General features: G+C 69.9%; 19 protein-coding genes. 5 read left to right on the forward strand and 14 right to left on the reverse strand.

What is annotated here, in order from left to right:
- Positions 1 to 604: 604 nt before the first annotated feature.
- The gene (locus ACIQE0_RS17325) at positions 605 to 862 is read right to left on the reverse strand and encodes a hypothetical protein (protein ID WP_402333253.1); all 258 of its coding nucleotides are present in this window, start codon (positions 860 to 862) and stop codon (positions 605 to 607) included.
- Positions 863 to 1,522: 660 nt separating this feature from the next.
- On the reverse strand, positions 1,523 to 2,059 hold the full coding sequence (locus ACIQE0_RS17330) for an ATP-binding protein (RefSeq protein ID WP_402332849.1): 537 nt from the start codon (positions 2,057 to 2,059) through the stop codon (positions 1,523 to 1,525).
- Between the two features lie 129 nt (positions 2,060 to 2,188).
- Between ACIQE0_RS17330 and ACIQE0_RS17335 the strand changes: the two genes are divergently transcribed.
- Positions 2,189 to 3,034, forward strand: coding sequence for a helix-turn-helix domain-containing protein (locus ACIQE0_RS17335; RefSeq protein ID WP_402333256.1), 846 nt, complete (start codon positions 2,189 to 2,191; stop codon positions 3,032 to 3,034).
- Positions 3,031 to 3,243, forward strand: coding sequence for a DUF397 domain-containing protein (locus ACIQE0_RS17340; protein ID WP_402332852.1), 213 nt, complete (start codon positions 3,031 to 3,033; stop codon positions 3,241 to 3,243). Before ACIQE0_RS17335 ends, ACIQE0_RS17340 begins: the two co-directional genes overlap by 4 nt.
- A gap of 138 nt (positions 3,244 to 3,381) precedes the next feature.
- On the opposite strand, the gene mycP (ACIQE0_RS17345) is transcribed toward ACIQE0_RS17340, so the two are convergent.
- The 7 genes from mycP (ACIQE0_RS17345) to ACIQE0_RS17375 form a co-directional block, all read right to left on the reverse strand.
- The gene (mycP, locus tag ACIQE0_RS17345) at positions 3,382 to 4,698 is read right to left on the reverse strand and encodes a type VII secretion-associated serine protease mycosin (RefSeq protein ID WP_402332855.1); all 1,317 of its coding nucleotides are present in this window, start codon (positions 4,696 to 4,698) and stop codon (positions 3,382 to 3,384) included.
- 87 nt (positions 4,699 to 4,785) lie between these two features.
- The gene (locus ACIQE0_RS17350) at positions 4,786 to 6,333 is read right to left on the reverse strand and encodes a hypothetical protein (protein WP_402332858.1); all 1,548 of its coding nucleotides are present in this window, start codon (positions 6,331 to 6,333) and stop codon (positions 4,786 to 4,788) included.
- A 63-nt stretch (positions 6,334 to 6,396) separates the two neighbouring features.
- Positions 6,397 to 6,729 (reverse strand): hypothetical protein, encoded by a 333-nt coding sequence (locus ACIQE0_RS17355; protein ID WP_402332860.1) that lies wholly within the window; start codon positions 6,727 to 6,729, stop codon positions 6,397 to 6,399.
- On the reverse strand, positions 6,722 to 7,999 hold the full coding sequence (gene mycP, locus ACIQE0_RS17360; protein WP_402332863.1) for a type VII secretion-associated serine protease mycosin: 1,278 nt from the start codon (positions 7,997 to 7,999) through the stop codon (positions 6,722 to 6,724). The genes ACIQE0_RS17355 and mycP (ACIQE0_RS17360) overlap by 8 nt, the downstream gene beginning before the upstream one ends.
- Before the next feature lie 195 nt (positions 8,000 to 8,194).
- A complete protein-coding gene (locus tag ACIQE0_RS17365) occupies positions 8,195 to 8,485 on the reverse strand; it encodes a WXG100 family type VII secretion target (RefSeq protein WP_016572249.1) in 291 nt (96 codons plus the stop codon).
- 128 nt (positions 8,486 to 8,613) lie between these two features.
- Positions 8,614 to 8,934 carry a WXG100 family type VII secretion target gene (locus ACIQE0_RS17370; protein ID WP_384098627.1) on the reverse strand — a complete coding sequence of 107 codons (321 nt, stop codon included), beginning with the start codon at positions 8,932 to 8,934 and terminating at the stop codon, positions 8,614 to 8,616.
- 410 nt (positions 8,935 to 9,344) lie between these two features.
- Complete coding sequence (locus ACIQE0_RS17375; RefSeq protein WP_402332868.1) at positions 9,345 to 11,003, reverse strand: type VII secretion protein EccB; 1,659 nt, start codon at positions 11,001 to 11,003, stop codon at positions 9,345 to 9,347.
- A 331-nt stretch (positions 11,004 to 11,334) separates the two neighbouring features.
- On the opposite strand from ACIQE0_RS17375, the gene eccE reads away from it, so the two are divergent.
- The 3 genes from eccE to ACIQE0_RS17390 all read left to right on the forward strand — a co-directional run bounded on the left by eccE (position 11,335) and on the right by ACIQE0_RS17390 (position 16,407).
- Entirely contained in the window at positions 11,335 to 12,561 is a 1,227-nt protein-coding gene (eccE, locus tag ACIQE0_RS17380) for a type VII secretion protein EccE (protein ID WP_402332871.1), read from the forward strand.
- Positions 12,561 to 13,403, forward strand: coding sequence for a hypothetical protein (locus tag ACIQE0_RS17385; protein WP_366339250.1), 843 nt, complete (start codon positions 12,561 to 12,563; stop codon positions 13,401 to 13,403). The genes eccE and ACIQE0_RS17385 overlap by 1 nt, the downstream gene beginning before the upstream one ends.
- 340 nt (positions 13,404 to 13,743) lie before the next feature.
- On the forward strand, positions 13,744 to 16,407 hold the full coding sequence (locus tag ACIQE0_RS17390; RefSeq protein WP_402332875.1) for an SCO5717 family growth-regulating ATPase: 2,664 nt from the start codon (positions 13,744 to 13,746) through the stop codon (positions 16,405 to 16,407).
- Between the two features lie 138 nt (positions 16,408 to 16,545).
- Here the strand turns inward: ACIQE0_RS17390 and ACIQE0_RS17395 are convergent, their stop codons facing one another.
- From ACIQE0_RS17395 to infB, 5 genes are all read right to left on the reverse strand, one after another.
- Positions 16,546 to 17,499 (reverse strand): bifunctional riboflavin kinase/FAD synthetase, encoded by a 954-nt coding sequence (locus ACIQE0_RS17395; protein ID WP_366339246.1) that lies wholly within the window; start codon positions 17,497 to 17,499, stop codon positions 16,546 to 16,548.
- Between the two features lie 604 nt (positions 17,500 to 18,103).
- Positions 18,104 to 19,030, reverse strand: a complete 927-nt coding sequence (truB, locus tag ACIQE0_RS17400) for a tRNA pseudouridine(55) synthase TruB (RefSeq protein ID WP_402332878.1) — start codon at positions 19,028 to 19,030, stop codon at positions 18,104 to 18,106.
- A complete protein-coding gene (gene rbfA, locus ACIQE0_RS17405) occupies positions 19,027 to 19,482 on the reverse strand; it encodes a 30S ribosome-binding factor RbfA (protein WP_366339242.1) in 456 nt (151 codons plus the stop codon). The genes truB and rbfA overlap by 4 nt, the downstream gene beginning before the upstream one ends.
- Positions 19,483 to 19,548: 66 nt before the next feature.
- Positions 19,549 to 19,842 (reverse strand): DUF503 domain-containing protein, encoded by a 294-nt coding sequence (locus tag ACIQE0_RS17410; RefSeq protein WP_384098639.1) that lies wholly within the window; start codon positions 19,840 to 19,842, stop codon positions 19,549 to 19,551.
- Positions 19,843 to 20,088: 246 nt separating this feature from the next.
- A complete protein-coding gene (gene infB / locus ACIQE0_RS17415; RefSeq protein ID WP_402332882.1) occupies positions 20,089 to 23,181 on the reverse strand; it encodes a translation initiation factor IF-2 in 3,093 nt (1,030 codons plus the stop codon).
- Positions 23,182 to 23,193: the final 12 nt, after the last annotated feature.

The following is a 23,193-nucleotide window of genomic DNA, read 5'->3' on the forward strand; positions in this document are numbered from 1 at the left end:
GGCCGGGCGTCCTCCTCGTCGGACGTCGTACGTGTTGAGCGCGATCCGCGAACCGCGAGCCGTCGCCGAAGGCCTGGTCGAGCCGTTCCGGGACGAGGAGTTGGGCGCCGCGTGGCACAACTCGCATGTGATGTCCGGCAGTTCGAGCGTGGCGAGCGCCCGATATGGCTCCGCGCGCCGGTACGGCTCATGCCGGCTCGGCAACGTCATCCGCTCGTCGGCCAGCACCAGCGTGAACAGATCGCGGTCGGGCTTCCGCCACTCACCCGAGGTGGTGCGTACGGCCTTCCGGACCCGCCGGGCCGTACCGTTCCCGCCGGGGCGTCGATGCGGGACAGCGGTCTACTGGAGCGCCGGACGCCCGACAGACACGGGAGCACCACGCCGCCCGGGTGCCCCACCTACGAGGCGGCGGATTTCCCGCCCGGAGGTCGCCGAGAGGAGACCTCCATCCTGAAGTCCCCTTCGCACCAGTCCAGTTGAAAGGCGTGCAAGCCAGTGCAGCCGCCCGCTCCGGGCCGCTGGCACAAGGCACAAGCCCCCCTTGAACACCGCCCCTTCCGGAGACCGCCCCTCCAGAACCATCCCCTCGCAAACCGGGCCCTCAGGGCAGCAACAGCCAGTCCGAGGCGATTGCGGCCGCCAGCCCCAGAGCCAGCAGCCAGGTGCCCAGTCGGGTGCGTCCGTGCCGACTGAGTTCGATGACTATTCCGCAGAGTATGAGCGCAGCCCCGTACACCCCGACCACCAGCACCGACCCACGGGACGCCAGCCGCACCACGAGCAGCACCGCCATCAGGGCCATCATCACCGAGGCCAACGCGACCCGGACCCGACGCGCCTGCCGAGGCGTCAACCCCATGCGCGTTGCCTCGCCCTGGACTTCGTCGTCGACGTCGGAGCCGACGTCGGAGCCGGGGCCGGGGCCGGGGCCGGGGCCGGGGCCGGGGCCGGGGCCGGGGCCAACGTCGAGAACGGCCTCACCGGTCCCACCGAACTCACCAGACCGATCAGGTCGATCGGTCTGATCGGCCCGATCGATCCGATCAGGTCGACCGGGGCGATCGCCACTGGACCGATCAAGGTGATCAGAGTGGTCATTCCCCTGATCGTCTTCAGCTGCATCCATGAACGGAAATGCTACGGGACGCCCCACGAACCCACTTCACACACCAACCGCACCCCGCACACACCAAATCCCCACCCAAATTCCACCAACTTTCCCCCACCTCCAGCGGACCAATTTCACGGAATCTCAGCATCGTTGGCGTCGGCCGCCGAGATCGGCGCGCCCCAGACCCGCCACCCCGCCACCCCCTTCGCTTTCGATACGCCCGAACTCGCGCACACCACCATCGAAGCGCGCAAGGACGCCACCAAGAATCGACGAAAGGCCGTTTCCCCAAGGAAGCCCGCAAGGCCGCCACGGACGACGCCAAGCAGTATCAAAGAAATAGCCAAGGGCACATCAAGGAATGGGTCGTCGCCGCGGGACGAACCGCCGTCCGCAAGGCCGGTTCCCTCAACACCCAGCCGTGCCGGCCACCACGGCCAACTCGGCCCATACGGTCTTGCCCGGACCACCCGGCCGGTGCGCGACGCCCCAACTGTCCGCAAGACACGCAACGATCAGCAGCCCGCGACCGTCCTCCGCGAGCCGGCCGCCCCCTTCCGCTCCCGCACCGGCCCCACCGTCCGAGGTGACCGCGGGCATCCTCTCGCTCCGCGTATCGGACACCTCTACGCGGAAACGGAGAGTTCCGCCTTCGGCTTCGGCCACGGCCGCCGCGGATACCGTCAGACGGAGCGCGAAATCCCGCCCCGGCACGTGCCCGTGCCGCACGGCGTTGGCCGCGAGTTCACCGACGATGACGGAGACGGACTCGTTGAGCTCGGTGTCGTAGGGATACCCCCACTCGTCGAGACGGTGCGACGTCAGCCGGCGGGCCAGCCGGGCACCGCGCGGCGTGGAGGTGAAACGCATCGCGAACTCACCGATTCCATCCAGGGTTTCGTCGATCCCGGGAAGTACCCCGGAAGAGCGCACTGTGCTGTCCATGGCCCCAACCCTCCTGCCGTCGACATACCTTTGGCGAGGAGTGACGCACTGACCACGGTGCGTTGTACGTACGCGGAAAGCGCCGGTACGCAGCGAGTGTCAGCCCCGGGAGGCAAGGGCTTGAAGGACATGGACGACGGCAGCCAGAGGGCGGACGACGAGCACGCGGAGCACGATCCCGATCCGGGCATCCTGAAGGTGTTCGGACGCCAACTCAAGCGCCTACGCGAGTGGGCGGGCATGGAACGCACCGAGTTCGGCGCGAGGACGGGCTACTCGCCCTCCACCATCGCCTCATACGAGCAGGGGCGGCGCATCCCGCCCCCCGAGTTCATCGACCTGGCGGACGGTGTCCTCGGGGCCCACGGCGTCCTCATGGAGATGAAGGAGGAGGTCGCCCGGGCCCAGTACCCGGCATTCTTCCGCGATGCGGCCAGGTTGGAGGCCAAGGCGGTCGGACTCCACGTGTACGCGACTCAGGTCGTACCCGGGCTGTTGCAGACGGAGGAGTATGCGCGTGCGGTGTTCAGGATGATGAGGCCACCCCTGGATGAGGAGATCCTCGAACGGCGTGTGGCAGGACGCCTTGCACGGCAGGAGATCTTCAATCGCCGTCCGACGCCGCTGTTCAGCTTTGTGATCGACGAGTCTGTACTGCTGCGTCCCATCGGGGGACAGGACGTACTTCGTGGCCAGTTGGAGCAGATTCTGCTCATCGGCCAGAAGAGCACTGTCGAGATCCAGGTCATGCCGCTAAGCCGAGAAGAGAACTCAGGGCTAGCTGGCCCCTTCACCTTGATTGAGACCAAGGAAGGGCGCAGGATCGCGTACGTGGAAGTGCAGAACGTGAGCCGCCTCCGCACAGACCGAGATTCGGTCCGGGCTCTTGAGAACAAGTACGGGGTCCTTCGCGCTCAGGCCCTCACGCCCAGGGAATCACTGGCCTATATCGAGAAGGTGCTGGAAGCGACATGAACGCCGATACGACCGCGCACGCCCCATGTCAGCTGGCATGGGTCAAAAGCAGCTACAGCAGCGAAGAAGGCGGAGAATGCGTCGAGGTCGCAACTAGCGGCCCCACCGTGCGCATTCGCGACTCGAAGGACATCACACGGCGCGCGCTGACTGCATCCCCCGGCGCCTGGACCGCATTCGTCGACTTCGCCATATCGCACGCATCCTGACGAACCGGGCGGATGCTCTGGCCCCATGAGAGTGCAGAGCGAAGCGCCGCAAACACATTGGGGTCCGCAGCCCGAAGGCCGCGGACCCCAATCATTTTCCGCTAAGTCTTTTTGGCTCGCTCGCCCTACGGCAGAGCCTTACCGGCCGGGCGGCGGCGGGTAAGAACCGGGAGCACCGGGCTGCTGGGGCATCCCCTGCGGATAGGGCGCATAGCCCCCGGGGCCACCCGGACCGCCGAAGCCACCGGGACCACCGGGCGGCGGGCCGTTACGCCGGCCCTTCTTTCGCACCAGCATCACAATGACGACGATGACAACGACGACGACCAGCCCGGCGCCAACCAGCATCGCGATGAAGAGCGGGCTCCAACTCCCTTGCTTCGGGGCCGGCACCGCGCTGTCACTTCCGTTGCTTCCCGCAGAAGCCGCCTGATCCCCCGCTCCTGCGGAAGACGCCTGCCCCTCCGGCATCTTCAACGGCCCGTTCTTCGGGCCGGCGGGGATGTCACGCGTCAGCGCGGCGAGCGGCTGAATGTAGCCGTAGCCATAGTGTGCATCGGGAAGCGCGGTGCCCTTGGCGGAGGAGGGAAGACCGGCAGTCTTTGTCAGACGGTTGACGATCTGACCTACAGTCAGGTCCGGAAACTTAGCTCGGAGAAGAGCCGCGGAAGCCGAAACATATGCCGCTGAATCTGAAGTGCCGGTTCCCTTTTGGTACTTGGAGGTACCGCTATCTCCAGCAGAGACGATGTCAACGGCAGGCGCCGTCAGCAATACCGGAGGGCCGTAATTGGATCCCGACCAGATTTCACCAGTGTTCTGGACTCCGCCAACCGTCAAAACACCTGGGTAGCTACCAGGGTACGCGATATCTTCGGCACCCTTTCCGTTGTTCCCTGATGCCGCAACGATCAGCACATCGTGCTTGAGGGCATAGGCAATGGCCTTTTCATCCTCCGCCGACCTAGTGGGGTTACCCATAGAGACGTTGATGACCGAGGCACCGTGATCGACCGCATAGCGGATGGATGGCCCAAAGCCTCCGGACTTCACGTTGTTTTCGCGTAGCGGCAAGATCTTGGCGTCTGGCGCTAGGCCTTTGACGCCCGACTCACCTCCTGGGCCGTGTCCATGACCGGCGATCTCTGAGGCCATCTGCGTGCCGTGAGTGTCGCCGTCCTTCGGCTCCGCGGAGTCGCCTCCGTCAATAAAGTCCTTGCCCGGAAGTACGTTGCCCTTCAAGTCCGGGTGTTGGGACTGAACTCCGCTGTCGATAACTGCAACGGTCACTCCCTTTCCCGTGGAGACCTTCCAGATTTCGTCAGCCTTGAACGCCTTTAGAGGCCACTGCGCGTTTCTGATCTGGTCTGCCGAGGCAACCGGCGCGGTGCCGAAGAGCAACGCTCCCGCCACAACCGCGCCGCCGACCGCACGCAGCGTCCGCGTGAAGCTCATGCTGTACACCTCTCTCAACAGGATGGGGGCCCTCAGCTACGCCTCGGGCCCCCTCTTGTTCACTGCCGAATTGCCAACGACAGCTTGCTACTCAATGACCTTCGGAGCAATGTTCCGCTCCGGCGTCCAGGTCTCCTCGTCCTCCACCAGGTAGTCAGGGCGCTCGCCGTTCTCGCCCTTCTTGTCCTTGCCCTTGGCACCGTGCACGCCGGGCGCTCCCGTCATACCGGCAGGACGACGGCCTCCGGTGCCAGCACCGGCTTGTGCGCCACCACGGCTACGGTGCAGGCCTGAACCGCCCTGCCCAGCGGCACCGGCCTTACCGCTGCCGCCACCGATGATGCCGCCCTTCTGACGGGCCAGAGGGCCACCGCGTCCGCCGCCAGCGCCCTTTGCGCCACCGCCCTTAGCCCCCGCAGCACCGCCCATTCCCGGCATACCGGGACGCCCGGCACCGCGATTGGCCGCACCCGCACCGCCAGCACCGGCGCCGGCGCCACCACCCTTGATGCCAGCACCGGCCTTACCGCTGCCGCCACCGATGCCCTTGCTGCCGGAACCAGCGATCAAACCGCCGGCCCCACCGCCAATGCCGGAGCCACCCCCCAGAGATCCACCACCGGCGCCACCGCCGATGCCGCCTCCAGCGTGCGCGCCACCGCCGAGCCCGCCAGCGCCACCGCCGATGCCTGTACCACCGGCACCACCGCTCGGAGGAGTGAAGCTCTCAAGCCCCGTGTTCACCTTGGGCCCGAGCGAACCCTTGCCGGGCGCAGGAGCGCCGACGCCACCACTGATGCCAGGCGTGTTAGGTGTCGCCGGCAATTTAGGCGCCTTGAGTCCTCCGGAAGAGCCACCAGGCCCCTGGCCCATCCCTGAGATCGACGGCCTACCTACCTGGCGGGGTGCTGGTGATCCAGACGAGATCGGCATCGGGATCGGGGGCGGCGGGTCGCCTCCGGGCGGACCGGGGTAGTCGTCATGCCCGTCTCGGCCTTTGCTCACCGCCTTCCACGTCCCCATAGCCTTAGCCTGCGACACGTAAGCAGCCCCCAGCTGCTCCATCTTCACCGCCATGCGCAGCTGTTGCTCTTTGCCAGCAGAAAGGTTGCCCGAGTTCCTGTCGAGCGCCTCCTCCGTGGTCAAGTTGGGGTTTTTCAGGTCTTCCTTCAAGCCGGAGTCGTCGCGGCTGCCGCCGTCCTCGACGTAGTTGACGATCTTGTTGGCCGTGCTCGGCTTCTCCATCGACTCGATATCAGGCTTGAGCTGTTCGAGGACGGTCGCGGCGTTCTTCATCGCTCGCGAGGTGTAGTCGGCGTACATCGCACTGTCGCCGATCTTCTTGCTGATCTTCTGCGCTTGGGCCTTGAACTTGTCCGCAGCGGCGCCGTGCCAGCTCTCAAGAACTTCGTTCACCGCGGCGTCGAAGGCGCCCTTGATGCCTCCCCCGCTACCGCCGACCAGTTGGGTATGGACGTCCGACCACCCCCGCGACACGTTGTGAACCTCGGCCGGACTGGACGCCCTCACCATCGCCTTCATGGTGTCCATGTCCAGCTCGGCGAAGTTCGTCTCGTGCTTGGCGGCGTAGCACATGGTCGCCGGAACGTACTCGTAGTCCGCGCCATCGCTCATGATCCGCTTCCCCCTCTGCTGCTCTCCATGCTGACCTCAAGCTCTCCCATACCAGGCCCCACGTCAGTTGCTGCCGGACATATTCGCGGCAGTTTCGGCTTCCTGGTTCTGGTAGTTGCCGTGCACCTTCTTCGTCTTGGTGCCGAACTCGTTCGTGACCTCATGGAGATGGTCAACGATGGACTCGATGGCGTTCTTCATGTCCGTGTGGGCCTCGTGCAGCTTCTGGGCCTCAATGAAATTGACGCCCGTGGAACCCGCCCCCAGAGCGTTCGGCGACAGCGTGGTCTTGTACCGGGCGTCGGACTGAGTGCCGCCGAGATCCTTCAGGATCCCGTTCAGCTTCCTGATCGTGTCCTCAAGGGCGCTCAGATCCACATGATATTGATCAGCCATGCTTGGCCTCCCCGTGTGATGTCAATCCGGTCTTGCGGCGCCAGTCGCGCAGAGCGACCGAGGAGCCCACGACCATGGCGACGGCCAGAAGTCCGCCGCCGACGATGTAGATGGCGATGCGGGCGCGTCGTTCCTCGGTGGTTTCGCCGAGGGTGGCGACGGCCGGCAGGATGTTGACGCCGCCTGCCACGCTGGAGGATTTGTCCGGCGTGGGTTCGGCGGTCGGCCGGGTGTCGTCCTTGAGGGCGGCGACCGGATCGACCACGCCCCAACCGATGTTGTCGTCACGCCCCCGGCGGACCCGCTCGGCGGTCTGCTCCAGGTGCCAGATGACCTGCTGCGGTCCCCACTTCTCCTTGTCGTCCTTGTGCTTGGCGATCAGGAGGGCGGCGGCGCCGGCTGCGTACGGGGCGGCGAAGCTGGTGCCCTGGTCGACGCAGTTGCCGCCGAGGGGGACGGTGGAGACCATGTCGACACCGGGTGCTGCGATGTTGACGAAGGGCCCGGCCTGGGAGAAGGGGGCGCGCTCGTTGTTGCGGTCGGAGGCCGCAACGGCGAGGACGTTGCCGTAGTCCTTGCTGAACGCGGCCGGGTAGACGTTCTGCTCCTTGCCGCTCGCGCCGCTGTTGCCGGCCGCGGCGACGATCAGGACGTTCTTCTGCTCAGCGATCCGGACGGCGCCTTCCAGGGGGCCGAGCTGGCTCTTGCTGGCGGGCGTGCCCTGGGAGACGTTGATGACGTCGGCTCCGTCCGACACCGCGTCCTTGATGGCCTGGGCGAGGCTGACGGCGGTTCCCGCCTTCTCATCGCTCGTCTGCTGATACGGAATCACCTTGGCCGCGGGGGCGAGACCGTAGAAGCCGGACGACGCGACGGAGCGGGCGGCGATGATGCCGGCGACCTTGGTGCCGTGGCCGACCTTGTCCTGGGTCGGCTTGCCGCCGACGTACTCCCTGCCGGGGCCCTGGATGGCGCTCTGGAGCTGCTTGTTGCCCGCGTCGATGCCGGTGTCGATGACGGCGACCTTGATGCCCTCTCCCTTGCCGTACGCCCACAGCTGGTTGGTGAGCAGGCGTTGGAGGGACCAAGGGGTCTCTTTGATGTCGTCGGTGCCGAACTTGCACTCACCGCTCTGCAACGGCACGTTCTCGTCCGCGACCGCCGGCGCGGCGGCGACGCTCGACAGGCCGACGAGGCAGGCCGCCGTGACCAGTGCGCCCGTCGCGCGGCGGCGGTGCCCGGCTCGTGGACCAATGGCGCGAGATCCCACGGGTTGTCTGCTCTCCATAGGTGGGTTCGGATGGGGCGAGGGATGACGTGGGGGAATGGAGCGGGGGGCAGGTACGGACGGCAGAAGGGCGAGCGCACTGGTGCAGCGCGCTCGCCCTCATTGACCACTGTGCGAGCCGTCAGGGGCTGCTCAGCCGTGTGCCGTCTGTATCTTGCGCTCTCACGCGAGACGCGGTTACTGCCAGATGCTGGCGTTCTTGCTCTCGGTGCTCTGGTAGTTCTGCGCGGCGGTGTCGAGCGCCTTGGCAATGGCCTCCAGCGTCTGCTGGAGGTGCGCGGCGCGCTGGTCCCACTCACGCTGGCGGGCCTGGTAGCCCTCCTGCGCGGCGCCTTCCCAGCTGGCGGCGACCTTCTTGACGCCGGCCTCGAGGTCGTCGAGCTGCTGGCGGATGTTGTTGGCCGTCTGACGCACGTCGGAACTTGCCTGGCTGATCGTGTGGAAATTGACCAGGATCTGGCCGGACATGGGGTCTCCTCGGGAGTTGATGCTGGCTAGTCGAATCACATGCCGTGGCGAGGGCCGGCACCGGCACTGACCGGCCGCCCTGACCACGGCGGGTGGGCGAGTGCGCCGGGGTCAGCGGCGCGGCCCCATCATCCGAACGGGGAAGCCTGGGCGGTGACGTGCGAGATCGACTGGGCCTGCTCCTCTTCGGAGGCCTGGTAGTTCCCAGTGGTCTGGTCGACCGCTTCCTTGATCTCAGCCAGCAGCTGGTTGATCCGGTTGCCGTCCTCGTTCACCTGCGACTGGAGCTGGTGGTACGACGAGGCCGCCTGGCCCTTCCACCCCGAGGTGATGGTGTCGACAACCGTGTTCAGACGCTGGAGTTCGCCCTGGATTGCCTGGTTGACCGAGTCGATTTTGCCGCTGAACGCGACCATCTCCTCGTGCGTGAGTGTGAACTGACCAGCCATGGTCAACGTCCCCCATGAGACTCGTACGTCTGCCGCGCGGCGCCGACGAGGGCAGTGCGCGGGTGGCATCTCCTACTGACGCCCCCTGCCACATTACCTACTCCACACGCCTGTACCCAACAGGGGGACGGTCGTTGTGACGCGATCACAACAATGTCAACTGGGCGTCGAGAAAGCGCTGTTCGACAGAAACGGGCAGATGGGGCGGTTTCGGTCGAGCGGTAGTGAAGGTTCCGGGGAGAAGTGGCGCCTTGTTGGAAGGGTCCCGCAAGGGGCGCGAGAGCTCGATTCCCGTGTGGGGCAAGGGATTTGAGCATCGCAACGAGCAAGGCCGTGCCCGGCCCCGCGAGCGGGCGCCGGGCGCGACCTCGAACGGCGCGAGAATGGCCGCCGGTGACCCTTCGATCCGGTCAGGAGGTCTGCGGCTGCTTGGCGCTGGTGGTGTCCAGGGTCGGGCCCGCGGAGAGCAGCTTGGACCACGCCTCCAGCATGTACGGCGGACGGGCGTCGCCGTAGCCGAGGTGGACCTGCGCCTGGTCCTGCTCCTGCTTGTCGCTGCCGGCCTTGGTGGCGGAGTCGTTGTTCGCCGGGACCGCGTAGCGCAGACCGGTGTCCGTGACCAGGAAGAGGGGGCCGGAGGTCGACCTCGGGTTGGAGACCTGCTTGTACAGCAGGCCGCTGCCGGGGGTGACGTAGGTGCTGGCGCCCGGGGCGATCTTGGCCGGGTAGTCCTTGCCGACCCAAGTGCCCATGTCCGGAAGCCCGTTGGGGTAGCCGAGCTTCTCGACGCCCGGGAACTTGGTGGCGGTGCCCTTGTAGACGCTGCACGAGACGCCGTTCGGCGTGGGCGAACCGAGGCCGCTGGTCTGGGAGCCGTGCGCGAAGTCGTTGGCCGCGGTGACGGTCTCCTTGGGCCACGGGTTGTCCACGCCCAGGATCTTGCCGGCGAAGACGAACGGGCGGTTGTCGGTGTCCAGCTTGGGGTGGCGGATGCTTCCGGTGGCGACGATGAACGGTTGCAGCGCCTTGCCGTTGTGGTTCACGGCTGCCGCGTTGGGGCCCTGCTCCAGGAGGTTGGCCACGAAGTTGCTGACCTGCGCGACGCCGTTGATCTCGACCACGTACTTCTGGCCGTTGCTGTCCTGGAGGATCGAGCCGACCTTGCGTGCCTCGACCGGGACGTCATCGAAGGGGTACTTCGCGCCCGCACTGTCCACGGTCGGCATGCTGATCGGGAACGGGCTCTTGACCAGCGTGTCCATGAACTCGGCGGTGACCTTCTGCGGTTGCGCCTGGGAGCCGAAGACGATCCGCCGCAGGGTCCGGTCGTCCTCGACGTCGGCATGCTTCAGGCCGGCCTTCGCCTCCTTCAGCGCCTGGGTCACGTCGGCGATCATCTGGAAGGCGAAGCCGTTGCTGTCCACCAGCCACGGCACCCCGTCGGGGTCCTCGACGTAAAGGGCCTGGTGGAGGTCGAGCTTGCCCTTCTTGGTGTTGCCGATGTCCAGCGTGTCCTTGCCGTCCAGGACGAAGGTGGCCTGCTGGCTCTCGCTGTTCTCGCCGCTGCCGGGGCGGTTGCACACCGCCCAGGTCTTCGGCTTGTCGACCTTGTTCGCGGCGGGCAGCCGGTCCGGGGCGTAGGGGATGCCGACGGCCGGGCCGTGCGCCAGCTTTCCGTCCAGCTCCGATTCCTTGACCTTGACGACCTGGAACTTCTTCGGGTCGAGAAGGAGCTTGGCCGAGGCGAGATTCAAAACGGGATGCAGCAGATTCTGCGTTTTGCCGTTTGCGTCCTTGCTCGGCAGAACGACATAACGGGTGGTGGATTCATCCCCGACGAGGACATTCGCCCCCACCTTGTCCCACCCCTGCGGTGCAACCGGCTTGAAAATGCCCCAGGCCCCGAACCCCACGGTGACCACGACCCCCATCACCACGCTGGGCAACACCGCCTTCAGGGGCCTCGGCGCGCTCTCGATCGAGCCGTTCGGCAGTGGCTTCAGGAATGCCGCATTCGTGCGCTTTCGAGCGAACGAATACGCATTCAGCTCGTCCCGACGTGATGCCATTGTCGCTTTCTCTCCCCGCCTGTTGGATCCACATCGACCGCCCCCGGCACTCACGCCGTAGCGCCCTCTACTATGCCGTGTATCGATCGAGCCGTACGGTACGGGTGCCACGTTCCACCGCACCAGTCCGAGCGGCGGCCTTAACGCCTAAGGCACCACCACCAGTAGAGGAGCAGGCCGGGGGATGTCCAGCGCCACCAGGGCTCGACGCCGCAACGGGCGGCAACAGCAGCAACAGCCTTCCGCGGCACCGCAACACGCGGGAAACGGGGGCCAGAACGGTACGGCTGCGGGCGGCAGAGAAGGTGACGGCCGGGGCGCGGCCGGCCCGGTGTCGCCCCGGCTGCGCCAACAGGCCGGAACCATCGGCGGCGTCCGCGTCCAACAGCTGGCCATCATCGAACTCGCTGCGGCGCTGGTGCTGGTGGGCCTGTCGATGCACAACGCGGTGGCGGTGACGGTGGCCGTGGTGGTGGCCGCCGTCCTGGTCGTCTTCGCGCTCGGCCGGCGCCGCAAGGTCCCGCTGCCCGAGTGGATCACCACCGTGCGCGCGATGAACCGCCGCGGCAAGCAGGCGGGCGAGAACACCTCCGCCACCCAGGGCGTCGACCCCGCCTTCGCCCCCGTGGTGGAGTGCGACCCGGCGCTGCGCACCTACGAGTACACCGACAACGAGCAGCGCTCCGTCGGCTTCGTCGGCGACGGCACGTTCCTGACCGCGATCGTCCAGGTCGACGCCCGCGACGAACCGCTGCGTCCGCAGCGCGGCAGCCACATGGTCCCGCTGGAGCTGCTGCACACCGCGCTGGACGTCGAGGACATCCACCTGGAGTCGGTGCAGTTCGTCCAGTACACCCAGCCCGCGCCCGCGCCGCACCTGCCCGAGCAGGCCGTCGCCGCGCGCTCCTACGCACCGCTCCAGGCCCAGTCGCAGCCCCCCGCGGTCCAACTGACCTGGATCGCGCTGAAGTTGGACCCCGAGCTGTGCGCCGAGGCGATCGAGGCCCGCGGCGGCGGCATGGGCGGCACCCAGCGCTCCCTGCTGCGCGCCGCCGACCAGCTCGTCAGCCGGCTCACCGCGCGCGGCGTGCGCGCCAGGGTGCTCGACGAGCGCGAGGTGGTGGCCGCGGTCGGCACCGCGGTGTGCGTCAGCCCGCGGGCCGCGAACGGCGCGATGGGCCGGGACGGCCGGGCCGCCCGCCGCACCCAGGAGACCACTCGCGCCATGCGCTGCGACGACCGCTGGCACTCCACGTACTGGATCGGCCGGTGGCCCCAACTGGGCCCCGGTGGCGCCCCGTTGGCCGCCATCACCCAGCTGCTGACCAGCACCCGCGCGATGGCCAGCACCTTCGCGCTGACCGCGACGCACGGCGGCGGCCGCCTGCCGGCCATCTCCGGCTACATCCGGCTGTCGACCCGCAGTGACAACGAACTCACCGCCGCGCAGGACGAGTTGGAGCGCCGCTCCGGCTCGGTCAAGGTCGGGCTGGTCCGGCTCGACCGCGAGCAGCTGCCCGGCCTGCTGGCCACGCTTCCCCTCGGAGGTACCCGCTGATGGGCACTCCCACGTATCAGCCCCGTGTCAACGTCAGCAGCGACGGCTGGCGCACCCCGACGAACCAGGGTGTCTCCGGTGGCCGGGTCTCGCACCAGCCGCGCCCGGACGAGGAGCAGTCCGAGCCGACGGGTCCGAAGCCGCGCGCCGGTTTCGGGCTGCGCGGCCCGCGCCGCAGCCCGCACGTCCTGACGGCGGAGTCGCTGGCCTCGCTGACCCTGCCGGTCGGCGACGACGGCGTCATCATCGGCATCGACCCGCAGAACCAGCCCGCCGTGCTGAGCCTGCTGCGCCCCGCGCCGATGGAGATCGCCCTGGTCGGCAGCATGTGGATGGCGCAGGTGCTGGCGCTGCGCACGGTCGCCACCGGCGCCCGGGTCGCGGTGGAGACCGCCCGGCCGCCGGCCTGGGGCCAGATGGCGCAGGCCGCCGGCGGCGGACAGCAGTGCGTCTCGGTCTTCGACGTGCGGCAGATCGCACCGCAGGGGCCGTCGGTTTCCAGCCCCGTCCTGGTCGTCCGCGACATGGGCGCACGCCCGCCGCGCAACCAGCTCGCGCCGAGCCCCTGGCAGACCGTGCTGACGGTGCTTCCGTTCCTCGGCCCGCGCGCGCCGCAGATGCTCGGCCGGATGGACCTGGTCGGCCTGCAACGCCTCTCGCCCGAGGAGGCGGAGGTGGTGACGCGGATCATGCGCCTGCCGGAGAACGTCGGCGCGGTGCTGCCGACGCTGAGTGACAACGCCATGCTGTGGTGCCGCCGGGACGGCGACCACCAGTTCGTCATGACCCAGCCGACGGAGGCGGAGACCAACCTCCTGGGCGGGCCGCGCCGCATGGACTGACCGTGCACACCGGCCGGTTGTCCGCGGGCGTCCCGTGCGCCGGCCGCCGGAGACGAGCGACGGGCGCATCCACGGGGGTGCGCCCGTCGCTCGTCCCGACCGGGCTTGAAGACGACAGGGCATCGACTGCCGTTATGGGCCGACTGTTGATTAGGCTGTGGGGAGAGCCGCAGGAGCACATCACGTCGGCAGTGCACAACGGCAGTCGATACGGGGGACGGAGACTTAAAGCAGTGGTGGCACAACCCCGGGTGGCGTGCTCCGAATTCCGCTCCATCCGATCGATCCGCCTGTATCCGGTCCTGCCGTTCAGGTGCGTTGCAGTAGACCAGGAGGCACAGTGAAGGACCAGGAGGCTTTCCGTCCGGACGGGAACGATCCTGACGACGACCAGTCCGAGTTCGACCTGACCGGCGAGTTCAAGATCGATTTCGCGGCTCCGGCCTGGTACGGCAGCAACGACACCAGCGGCGGCGCGGGCTCCTCCGGGACGCCCGCCGCCGGTGCCCAGACCGCCGGTCCGCCGCCGCCGACCGGCCAGCCGCTGTCCGGGCCCGCGCAGGGCGCGCCCGGCGTCCCCGGCGTCCCCGGTGTCCCGCAGCAGGGTGCGCCCGGTCCGGCCGCGCCTCCCGGCTTCCCGACGCTGCGTCCGCAGGACGCCGGCGCGGCCGGCGCCGACGGCCCGCCCGCCGCGGCTGACGGCCCGTCGGCCCCCGCCCCGTCCGGCAGCGGCGACAACGTCCGCTCCGGCACCGGCCCGGACCCCTCCGCCTCCCTCTGGGACGACGACGATGACGCGGAGCCGGCGGCCGAGCCGCAGGCCGCCGCGGCACCGCAGCCGGAGGCCGCGCCCACCGCGTCCGAGGACGGCGCCACAGGCCCCGCGGAGCAGCCCGCGCCGGCTCCCGGACCGGAGACCGCCGCCGCGGCCACCGCGGACGCCGCTGCGCCCGCTCAGCCCGTCGCGCAGTCCGCCCAGGACCAGCAGCAGGCCCCGCAGCAGCCCAACTCGCAGGCACAGCAGGGCACTCCCGCTCACGGCACGCCCGCCCAGGGGCTGCCGCAGCAGGGCGTCGTCCCCCAGGGGATGCCGCCGCAGCAGGGGGCACCGCAGGGCATGCCGCAGCAGGGCGCGCCCTGGGCCGGCGCGGACGGTCAGCAGCAGGGCATGCCCGCGCAGGGTGCCCCGGCGCAGGGCGGACTGCCGCCGCTCCCACCGGAGTTCCAGCCCGCCGACCCGCGGATGGCGCAGCAGCAGGCCCAGCCTCAGCCGCAGCAGGCCCAGCCCCAGCAGCCGGCCCCGCAGCAGGGGTACCCCCAGCAGGCGCAGCAGCACCAGCAGCACCAGCAGCACCAGCAGGGCGGCTACCCCCAGCAGGCTCCGCAGCAGCCGCAGCAGCAGGGCGGTTACGGCTACCCCCAGCCCGCCTACGGCTATCCCCAGCAGCCGCAGCAGTACCAGCAGCCCAACGCTCAGGCGCAGCAGCCCGCTTACGGCTATCCGCAGCAGGGCTACCCGCAGCAGCAGCCCCAGCAGCAGGGCTACGCCCAACAGGCACAGCAGGCACAGCAGGCACAGCAGGCACAGCAGCAGGGCTACCCCCAGCAGCCGCAGCATGCCCAGCAGCAGCAACAGGCCCAACAGCCGCAGCAGGCCCAGCAACAGCAGCTCCCCGGCCAGCAGTTCGGCGACCCCAACGCGGCGGCCAACTACGCCCAGTACTCCCAGCCGGGCCAGCAGCAGCCGCAGCGCGCCACCCCGGGTGCGCCGCTGGGCTACAGCGCAGCGGTCGAGCTGACCTCCGACCGGCTGCTGCGCAACCAACCCAAGAAGCGCAAGCCGGGCGCCAACGCCCAGCCGTCCAAGTTCAAGCTGGGCGCGAAGAAGGAGATGGAGGAGCGCCAGCGCAAGCTGGAGCTGATCCGCACGCCGGTGCTCTCCTGCTACCGGATCGCGGTGATCAGCCTCAAGGGCGGCGTCGGCAAGACCACGACGACCACCGCGCTGGGCGCCACCCTGGCCTCCGAGCGGCAGGACAAGATCCTGGCGATCGACGCCAACCCGGACGCCGGCACGCTCGGCCGACGGGTCCGCCGCGAGACCGGTGCCACCATCCGTGACCTGGTCCAGGCCATCCCGCATCTGCACAGCTACATGGACATCCGCCGGTTCACCTCGCAGGCCCCCTCCGGCCTGGAGATCCTCGCCAACGACGTCGACCCGGCCGTCTCCACGACGTTCAACGACGAGGACTACCGGCGCGCGATCGACATCCTCGGCAAGCAGTACCCGGTCATCCTCACCGACTCGGGCACCGGTCTGCTCTACAGCGCGATGCGCGGAGTCCTCGACCTCGCCGACCAGTTGATCATCATCTCCACCCCGTCCGTGGACGGTGCGAGCAGCGCCAGCACCACCTTGGACTGGCTCTCCGCGCACGGCTACGCCGATCTGGTGCAGCGCGGCATCACCGTCATCTCCGGGGTCCGCGAGACCGGCAAGATGATCAAGATCGAGGACATCGTGTCGCACTTCGAGACCCGCTGCCGCGGTGTCGTCGTGGTGCCCTTCGACGAGCACCTCGCCGCCGGCGCCGAGGTCGACCTCGACATGATGCGGCCCAAGACCCGCGAGGCGTACTTCAACCTCTCCGCCCTGGTCGCCGAGGACTTCGCGCGCCAGCAGCAGGCACAGGGGATGTACGCACAGCAGGCACAGATGGGCCAGCAGCCGATGGCCGGCGACCCGTACGCCCAGCAGCAGCCGACGGCCGGCGACCCGTACGCCCAGCAGCAGCCGATGGCCGGCGATCCGTACGCGCAGCAGTACGGCCAGCAGGTCCCGCAGCAGGGCCAGCCCCCGGCCGGCTACCCGCCGCAGCAGGGCGGCTGGCAGCAGCCGCAGCAGCAGGGCCAGCCGCCGGCCGGCTGGCAGCAACAGCCCGCCCCGGACGCGCCGTTGCCGGAGCAGGGCGGCTGGACACAGCAGCCGCCACCGCAGTGAGCGGGCAGCCCGCCCAAGGGGTGCGCGCCTCACGGAAGTGAGGGCGCCCCGGCACGAGCGGGGTGTGAACGAACGGGCGGGGCCCGGCAGTTGACTGCCGGGCCCCGCCCCTTCGCCGTCCCTGGGACGCGGTGTGCGCTACGCCGGCCCCGACTCGGCGATCAGCCCGCGGGCCTGCTTCACGTCCACCGCCATCCGCTCCAGCAGCGCGTCCAGCGTCTCGAACTTCTCCTGGCCCCGGATGTAGGCGAGGAAGTCCACCGCGACGTGCAGCCCGTACAGGTCGAGCCCGATCCGGTCGATGGCGTACGCCTCCACCGTCCGCGCCGTGCCGTCGAACTGCGGGTTGGTGCCGACCGAGACGGCCGCCGGCATCGCCTCGCCCTCGACGTGCAGCAGCCCCGCGTAGACCCCGTCGGCCGGGATCGCGGTGTGCGGCAGGGTCTCCAGATTGGCCGTCGGGAAGCCCATTTCGCGGCCGCGCTGCGCGCCGCGGACGACCACGCCCTCGACCCGGTGCGGCCGCCCCAGGACCTCCCGGGCGCCCACCACGTCGCCCTCGGCGACCAGCCGGCGCACGAGCGTGGACGAGAACGGCACGCCGTCGCCCACGGTGCCGCGCTCGAAGAGGTCGATGACCTGGACCGTGTAGTCGTAGGTCCGGCCCAGCTCGGCGAGGGTCTCGACGGTGCCCTTGGCCTTGTGCCCGAAGCGGAAGTTCGGCCCCTCGACGACGACCTGCGCGTGCAGTTTGTCGACCAGCACCTTCACCACGAAGTCGGCGGGCGCCAGCTGGGAGAACTCCTTGGTGAACGGGAGCACCAGCACCGCGTCCACGCCCAGCTCGGCCATCAGCTCGGCCCGCCGGTGGTGCGGTGCCAGCAGCGGCGGGTGGGTGCCGGGGCGGACCACCTCGCTCGGGTGCGGGTCGAAGGTGACGACCACGGCCGGGATGCCCAGCTCGCGGGCGCGGGCCACGGCCCGCCCGATGATCAATTGGTGGCCGCGGTGCACCCCGTCGTACGAGCCGATGGTGACGACGCTGCGTCCCCAACCCTCGGGGATGTCCTCCAAGCCACGCCAGCGCTGCACTGTGCCCGCTCCTCGCCCGAACTCTTGTCCGTCCACTGCGCCATTTCAGCATGGCGCAGGTCTAAGACTGCCATGCCCGGCTTACGGCTTCGCGCGAAGGGTGGCCTGGCCGCTGTTGCACAGGCCAGCTCGCGCCCCCGTCGGGCCACCGGCCGCCGCGCACACCGGCACCCGCCGGGCCCCTCAGCGGCACCCGGCCCCGCCACCGGGGACCGCTCCCCCACCGGCCCCCGACCCGCCGCACCGCCGCCGACTCGCCCTCGGCGAGCGCGTCCGGCAGCGCGGCGGCCCACCCCGTACGCGATCCCGTGCCCGTCCCCGCGCACCGGGCTGCCGGCATCCGGCATCACCCTCCGCGCACCTCCCCGCCGTCACGATCCGTGCTCATCAGCGATGACGGCAGACAGACCGTGATCGTCGCACCAGGGTGATCGGCACACGCGCCCCCGTCCGCGCCGTGATGCACTCCGGGCGCCCGCTCGGTGGGGTGAAACGCCACACGGTGCGGGACAGAGAGTCAACGAGGGGGATGGTGGAGCGCGAGCCGAAGGCTTCGCGCCCGTCCGCGCGGCCCGCGTTCCACCACCCCTCCCCGGGAGAGTGCCTAGGCGAAGACCGCCAGGCTCTTGGCCCGCCCGCCCTGGTTCTCCACCAGCGCCAGAAACGTCCCGTCCGGCCCGAAGGCCGCCACCGGACCGTCGCCCTCGAACCGCGGTATCGGGACCCGCACGCCGTTGAGCAGCAGCCGGCCCTGCGCCTCGGTCACGTCCCAGCGGGTGAACGCGGCGTCCGCGGCCTCCGCGATCGGCATGACCGGCAGCCCGTCGCCCTCCGGGGCGTCGACGGCCGCCTGGAGCTGCTCCAGCGTCTGCGCCCGGTCGAGCTTGTACGGGCCGACGCGGGTGCGGCGCAGCGCCGTCAGATGGCCGCCGACCCCGAGCCCGGCGCCCAGGTCACGGGCGAGGGCGCGGATGTAGGTGCCCGAGGAGCAGACGACGGAGACCAGCAGGTCGGTCACCGGGGTGCCGTCCTCGGCCTCGCCCTCGTGCACGGAGTGCACCAGGAACGAGGAGACGGTGACCGGCCGGGCCGGGATCTCCACGTCCTCGCCGTCCAGGACCCGCTTGTAGGAGCGCTTGCCGTCGATCTTGATGGCGCTGACCTTGGACGGCACCTGCATGATCGCACCGGAGAGCCGGGCGACCCCGGCGTCGATGTCCTCGCGGGCCAGGCCGTGCGCCGCCTTGGACGCGGTGATCTCGCCCTCGGCGTCGTCGGTGACGGTGGTCTGGCCCAGCCGGATCGTGCCGACGTACTCCTTCTCCGTCAGCGCGAGGTGGCCCAGCAGCTTGGTGGCCCGCTCCAGACCGAGGACCAGCACCCCGGTCGCCATCGGGTCCAGCGTGCCGGCGTGCCCGACCCGGCGGGTGCGGGCCATCCCGCGCATCTTCGCCACGACGTCGTGCGAAGTGAAACCGGACGGCTTGTCGACGATGACAAGACCGCCCGGCTTGTTGCTCTGCCGCTTCATTCTGCCGCTGCGTCCTCGTCGTCCTCGTTGCCGCCCGGCTTGCGGTACGGGTCCGCTTCACCGGCGTACTTGGCGCCCGAGGAGGTCTCGCGCACCTTGGCGTCCGAGGCCCGGGCCCGGTCGAGCAGGTCCTCGATCGTCTGGGCGTTCTCCGGCAGCGCGTCCGCCACGAACGTCAGCGTCGGCGTGAACTTGGTGCCGGCCGCCGCACCGACCGCGGAGCGGAGGATGCCCTTGGCGCTCTCCAGCCCGGCGGCCGCGCTCGCCCGGTCCTCGTCATCGCCGTAGACCGTGTAGAAGACCGTCGCCTCCCGCAGGTCGCCGGTGACCCGGGTGTCGGTGATGGTCACGTGCGTACCGAGCCGCGGGTCCTTGACGCCGCGCTGCAGCTTCTGGGCGACCACCTCCCGGATGAGGTCCGCCAGCTTCTTCGCCCGCGCATTGTCGGCCACTGGTCCGTCTCCTTCTTGTCTTCCACAATTGTGCTTCCACCGACGACGGCCTGCCCGGTCGCGCGGTCAGTCGTCGTCGCCGTGCAGCTGCCGGCGTACGGACAGCAGCTCCACCTCGGGCCGTGCGGCGACCAGGCGCTCGCAGCGGTCCATGACGTCGGTCAGATGCCCCGTGTCCCCGGACACCACCGCCAGGCCGATACGGGCCCTGCGGTACAGGTCCTGGTCCCCGACCTCGGCGACGCTCACCGCGAATTTGCGGTGCAGCTCGGCGATGATCGGGCGGACGACGGAGCGCTTCTCCTTCAACGACCGTACGTCGCCGAGAAGCAGGTCGAAGGACAGTGTCCCTACGTACATGCATGACGGGTAAAGCCACCCGTGGGGCCTTGGAGGGCACGCCCCGCACCGGGGGCGTACGTGTCATTTCGAAACCGTACACGCAACGGCCGGGGCCGATCGACGGGATATTCCCGCCGACCGGCCCCGGTCCGCCCGCCGCCCGGCCACCCTCACTGGTGGGTCGTGCGGCGGGCGGACAGCCGCCCACCCGTCGCCCGACCACCTCCCCGGGCGGTCCGCGCTACGCGCGGGCTGTCACGTCCGTCAGACGCGCGGCTTCTCCCGCATCTCGTAGGTCGCAATGACGTCGTCGACCTTGATGTCGTTGAAGTTGCCGAGGTTGATACCGCCCTCGAAGCCTTCGCGGATCTCGGTGACGTCGTCCTTGAAGCGGCGCAGACCGTCGATGTTGAGGTTCTCCGCGACCACCTTGCCGTCGCGGATGAGGCGGGCCTTGGTGTTCCGCTTGACCTCGCCGGAGCGGATGAGCACACCCGCGATGTTGCCCAGCTTGGACGACTTGAAGACCTCGCGGATCTCCGCCGTACCGAGCTCGACCTCCTCGTACTCCGGCTTGAGCATGCCCTTGAGGGCCGCCTCGATCTCCTCGATCGCCTGGTAGATGACCGAGTAGTACCGGACGTCGACGCCCTCGCGCTCGGCCATCTGCGTGGCGCGGCCCTCGGCCCGCACGTTGAAGCCGATGACGATCGCGTCGGAGCCGGACGCCAGGTTGATGTCGGACTCGGTGACCGCACCGACGCCGCGGTGCAGCACCCGGATGTCGACCTCTTCGCCGACGTCGAGCTGGAGCAGCGAGGACTCCAGGGCCTCGACCGAACCGGACGCGTCGCCCTTGATGATGAGGTTGAGCTGCTGGACCTCGCCGGCCTTGAGCACCTTGTCCAGGTCCTCCAGCGACACCCGGCGGGTGCGCTTGGCGAAGGCCGCGTTGCGCTCGCGCGCCGCGCGCTTCTCGGCGATCTGACGGGCCGTGCGGTCCTCGTCGACGACCAGGAAGTTGTCGCCGGCGCCCGGGACGTTGGTCAGACCCAGGACCAGGACGGGGGTCGACGGACCCGCTTCCTCGACGGTGTTGCCCTTGTCGTCGAGCATCGCCCGGACCCGGCCGTAGGCGTCGCCGACGACCATCGTCTCGCCGACGCGGAGGGTACCGCGCTGGACGAGGACGGTGGCCACGGCACCACGGCCACGGTCGAGGTGAGCCTCGATCGCGATGCCCTGGGCGTCCTGGTCGGGGTTGGCCCGCAGGTCGAGGGCGGCGTCCGCGGTGAGGACGACGGCCTCGAGCAGCTGCTCGATGTTGGTGCCCTGGCGGGCGGAGATGTCGACGAACATGGTGTCGCCGCCGTACTCCTCGGCCACCAGGCCGTACTCGGTCAGCTGACCGCGCACCTTGGTCGGGTCGGCACCCTCGACGTCGATCTTGTTGACCGCGACCACGATCGGCACGTCGGCCGCCTTGGCGTGGTTCAGGGCCTCGATCGTCTGCGGCATGACACCGTCGTTGGCCGCCACCACGAGGATCGCGATGTCGGTCGACTTCGCACCGCGGGCACGCATGGCGGTGAACGCCTCGTGACCCGGGGTGTCGATGAAGGTGATGCGACGCTCTTCGTCGTTGACCTCGGTCGTGACCTGGTAGGCACCGATGTGCTGGGTGATGCCACCGGCCTCGCCCGCGACCACGTTGGTCTTGCGGATCGCGTCCAGCAGGCGGGTCTTACCGTGGTCGACGTGACCCATGACGGTCACCACCGGCGGACGCGAGGCGAGCATCTCCTCGCCGCCCTCGTTCTCGCCGAACTCGATGTCGAAGGACTCGAGCAGCTCGCGGTCCTCCTCCTCCGGGCTGACGATCTCGACGACGTAGTTCATCTCGTCCGCGAGGAGCTGCAGCGTCTCGTCGGAGACGGACTGCGTCGCGGTGACCATCTCGCCCAGGTTCAGCATGACCTGGACCAGCGACGCCGGGTTGGCGTTGATCTTCTCCGCGAAGTCCGTCAGCGAGGCACCGCGCGAGAGGCGAACGGTCTGGCCGTTGCCTCGCGGCAGCATGACGCCGCCCACCGACGGGGCCTGCATGGCCTCGTACTCCTGGCGGCGCTGCCGCTTCGACTTGCGACCACGACGCGCCGGACCGCCGGGACGGCCGAACGCACCCTGCGTGCCACCACGGCCGCCGGGACCACCCGGACGACCGCCGAAGCCGGGACGACCGCCGAAGCCGCCGCCACCGCCACCGGGACCGCCGCCACCGGGACGACCGGCGAAACCGCCGCCGCCACCCGGACGACCGCCACCGCCACCGCCACCGGGACGACCGGCGAAGCCGCCGCCACCGGGACGACCGGCGCCGCCACCGGGACGACCGGCGCCGCCCGGACGACCGCCACCGCCGCCGGGGCCCGGACGCGGGCCGGCAGCCGGACGCTGCGGCATCATGCCCGGGTTCGGACGGTTACCGCCGCCGGGACGCGGACCGGCGCCACCGGGCGCCGCACCCTGCGGGCGGGGCATGGAACCGGGGGACGGCCGCTGGCCGCCCTGGCCCTGCGGACGGGGACCACCCTGGCCGCCGCCCTGCGGACGCGGGCCGGGCTGGCCGGGACGCGGGGCGCCACCGGGCCGCGGGGCCTGCGGACGGGCCATGCCCGTCGAGCCACCGGAGGTGAAGGGGTTGTTGCCCGGACGCGGACCGGCCGGACGGGGACCGCCCGGACGCGCGCCCTGACCACCGGAACGCGGCGCGTTGCCACCGCGCTGCTGGCCCTGGCCGGGCGCCGGACGGCCGCCGGGACGCGGGCCCGGGGTGCCACCCGGACGGGGACCCTGCTGCGCGGCGGGCGCCGGCGACGGCGGGGCCTGGAACTCCGGCTGCGCGGGGGCGGCCGGGCCGGGCTTGGGCGCCGCGGGGCGGGCCGGGGTCGGCCGCGGGCCCGGGGTGGGGCCGGCGGAAGGCTTGGCTGCCGCGGGGGCCACAGGGGCCTCAGGAGCAGCCGGGGCCACAGGGGCCGCGGGGGTCTCAGGGGCAGCCGGGGCCACGGGGCCCGGCTTGGGGGCGCCCGGCTTCGGGGCAGCCGGACGCGCCGCCTGCGCCGGAGTGGGCGCGGACGGCTTCGCGGGGGCCGACTTGCGCGGCGCCGCGGGCTTGCCGGCGGAACGGCCGCCGCCGCTGCCCGCCTGGAACGCGTCGGTCAACTTGCGAACAACCGGCGCCTCGATCGTCGAGGACGCCGAACGGACGAATTCACCAAGTTCTTGGAGCTTGGCCATGACGACCTTGCTCTCAACGCCGAACTCCTTGGCGAGTTCGTAAACCCGGACCTTAGCCACTTCGCTCCTTCT

Source organism: Streptomyces sp. NPDC093097, assembly GCF_044754325.1.
GTDB lineage: Bacteria > Actinomycetota > Actinomycetes > Streptomycetales > Streptomycetaceae > Streptomyces.

Excerpts from the sequence above, each read along its gene's own strand:
- ACIQE0_RS17365 (WP_016572249.1), bottom strand. The coding sequence starts at position 8,485 with ATGTCCGGCCAGATCCTGGTCAATTTCCACACGATCAGCCAGGCAAGT.
- ACIQE0_RS17375 (WP_402332868.1), bottom strand. The coding sequence starts at position 11,003 with ATGGCATCACGTCGGGACGAGCTGAATGCGTATTCGTTCGCTCGAAAG.
- ACIQE0_RS17385 (WP_366339250.1), top strand. The coding sequence starts at position 12,561 with ATGGGCACTCCCACGTATCAGCCCCGTGTCAACGTCAGCAGCGACGGC.
- ACIQE0_RS17325 (WP_402333253.1), bottom strand. The coding sequence starts at position 862 with ATGGGGTTGACGCCTCGGCAGGCGCGTCGGGTCCGGGTCGCGTTGGCC.
- ACIQE0_RS17350 (WP_402332858.1), bottom strand. The coding sequence starts at position 6,333 with ATGAGCGATGGCGCGGACTACGAGTACGTTCCGGCGACCATGTGCTAC.
- ACIQE0_RS17330 (WP_402332849.1), bottom strand. The coding sequence starts at position 2,059 with ATGGACAGCACAGTGCGCTCTTCCGGGGTACTTCCCGGGATCGACGAA.
- mycP (WP_402332855.1), bottom strand. The coding sequence starts at position 4,698 with ATGAGCTTCACGCGGACGCTGCGTGCGGTCGGCGGCGCGGTTGTGGCG.
- ACIQE0_RS17335 (WP_402333256.1), top strand. The coding sequence starts at position 2,189 with ATGGACGACGGCAGCCAGAGGGCGGACGACGAGCACGCGGAGCACGAT.
- truB (WP_402332878.1), bottom strand. The coding sequence starts at position 19,030 with ATGAAGCGGCAGAGCAACAAGCCGGGCGGTCTTGTCATCGTCGACAAG.
- ACIQE0_RS17370 (WP_384098627.1), bottom strand. The coding sequence starts at position 8,934 with ATGGCTGGTCAGTTCACACTCACGCACGAGGAGATGGTCGCGTTCAGC.
- ACIQE0_RS17340 (WP_402332852.1), top strand. The coding sequence starts at position 3,031 with ATGAACGCCGATACGACCGCGCACGCCCCATGTCAGCTGGCATGGGTC.
- ACIQE0_RS17355 (WP_402332860.1), bottom strand. The coding sequence starts at position 6,729 with ATGGCTGATCAATATCATGTGGATCTGAGCGCCCTTGAGGACACGATC.
- ACIQE0_RS17410 (WP_384098639.1), bottom strand. The coding sequence starts at position 19,842 with ATGTACGTAGGGACACTGTCCTTCGACCTGCTTCTCGGCGACGTACGG.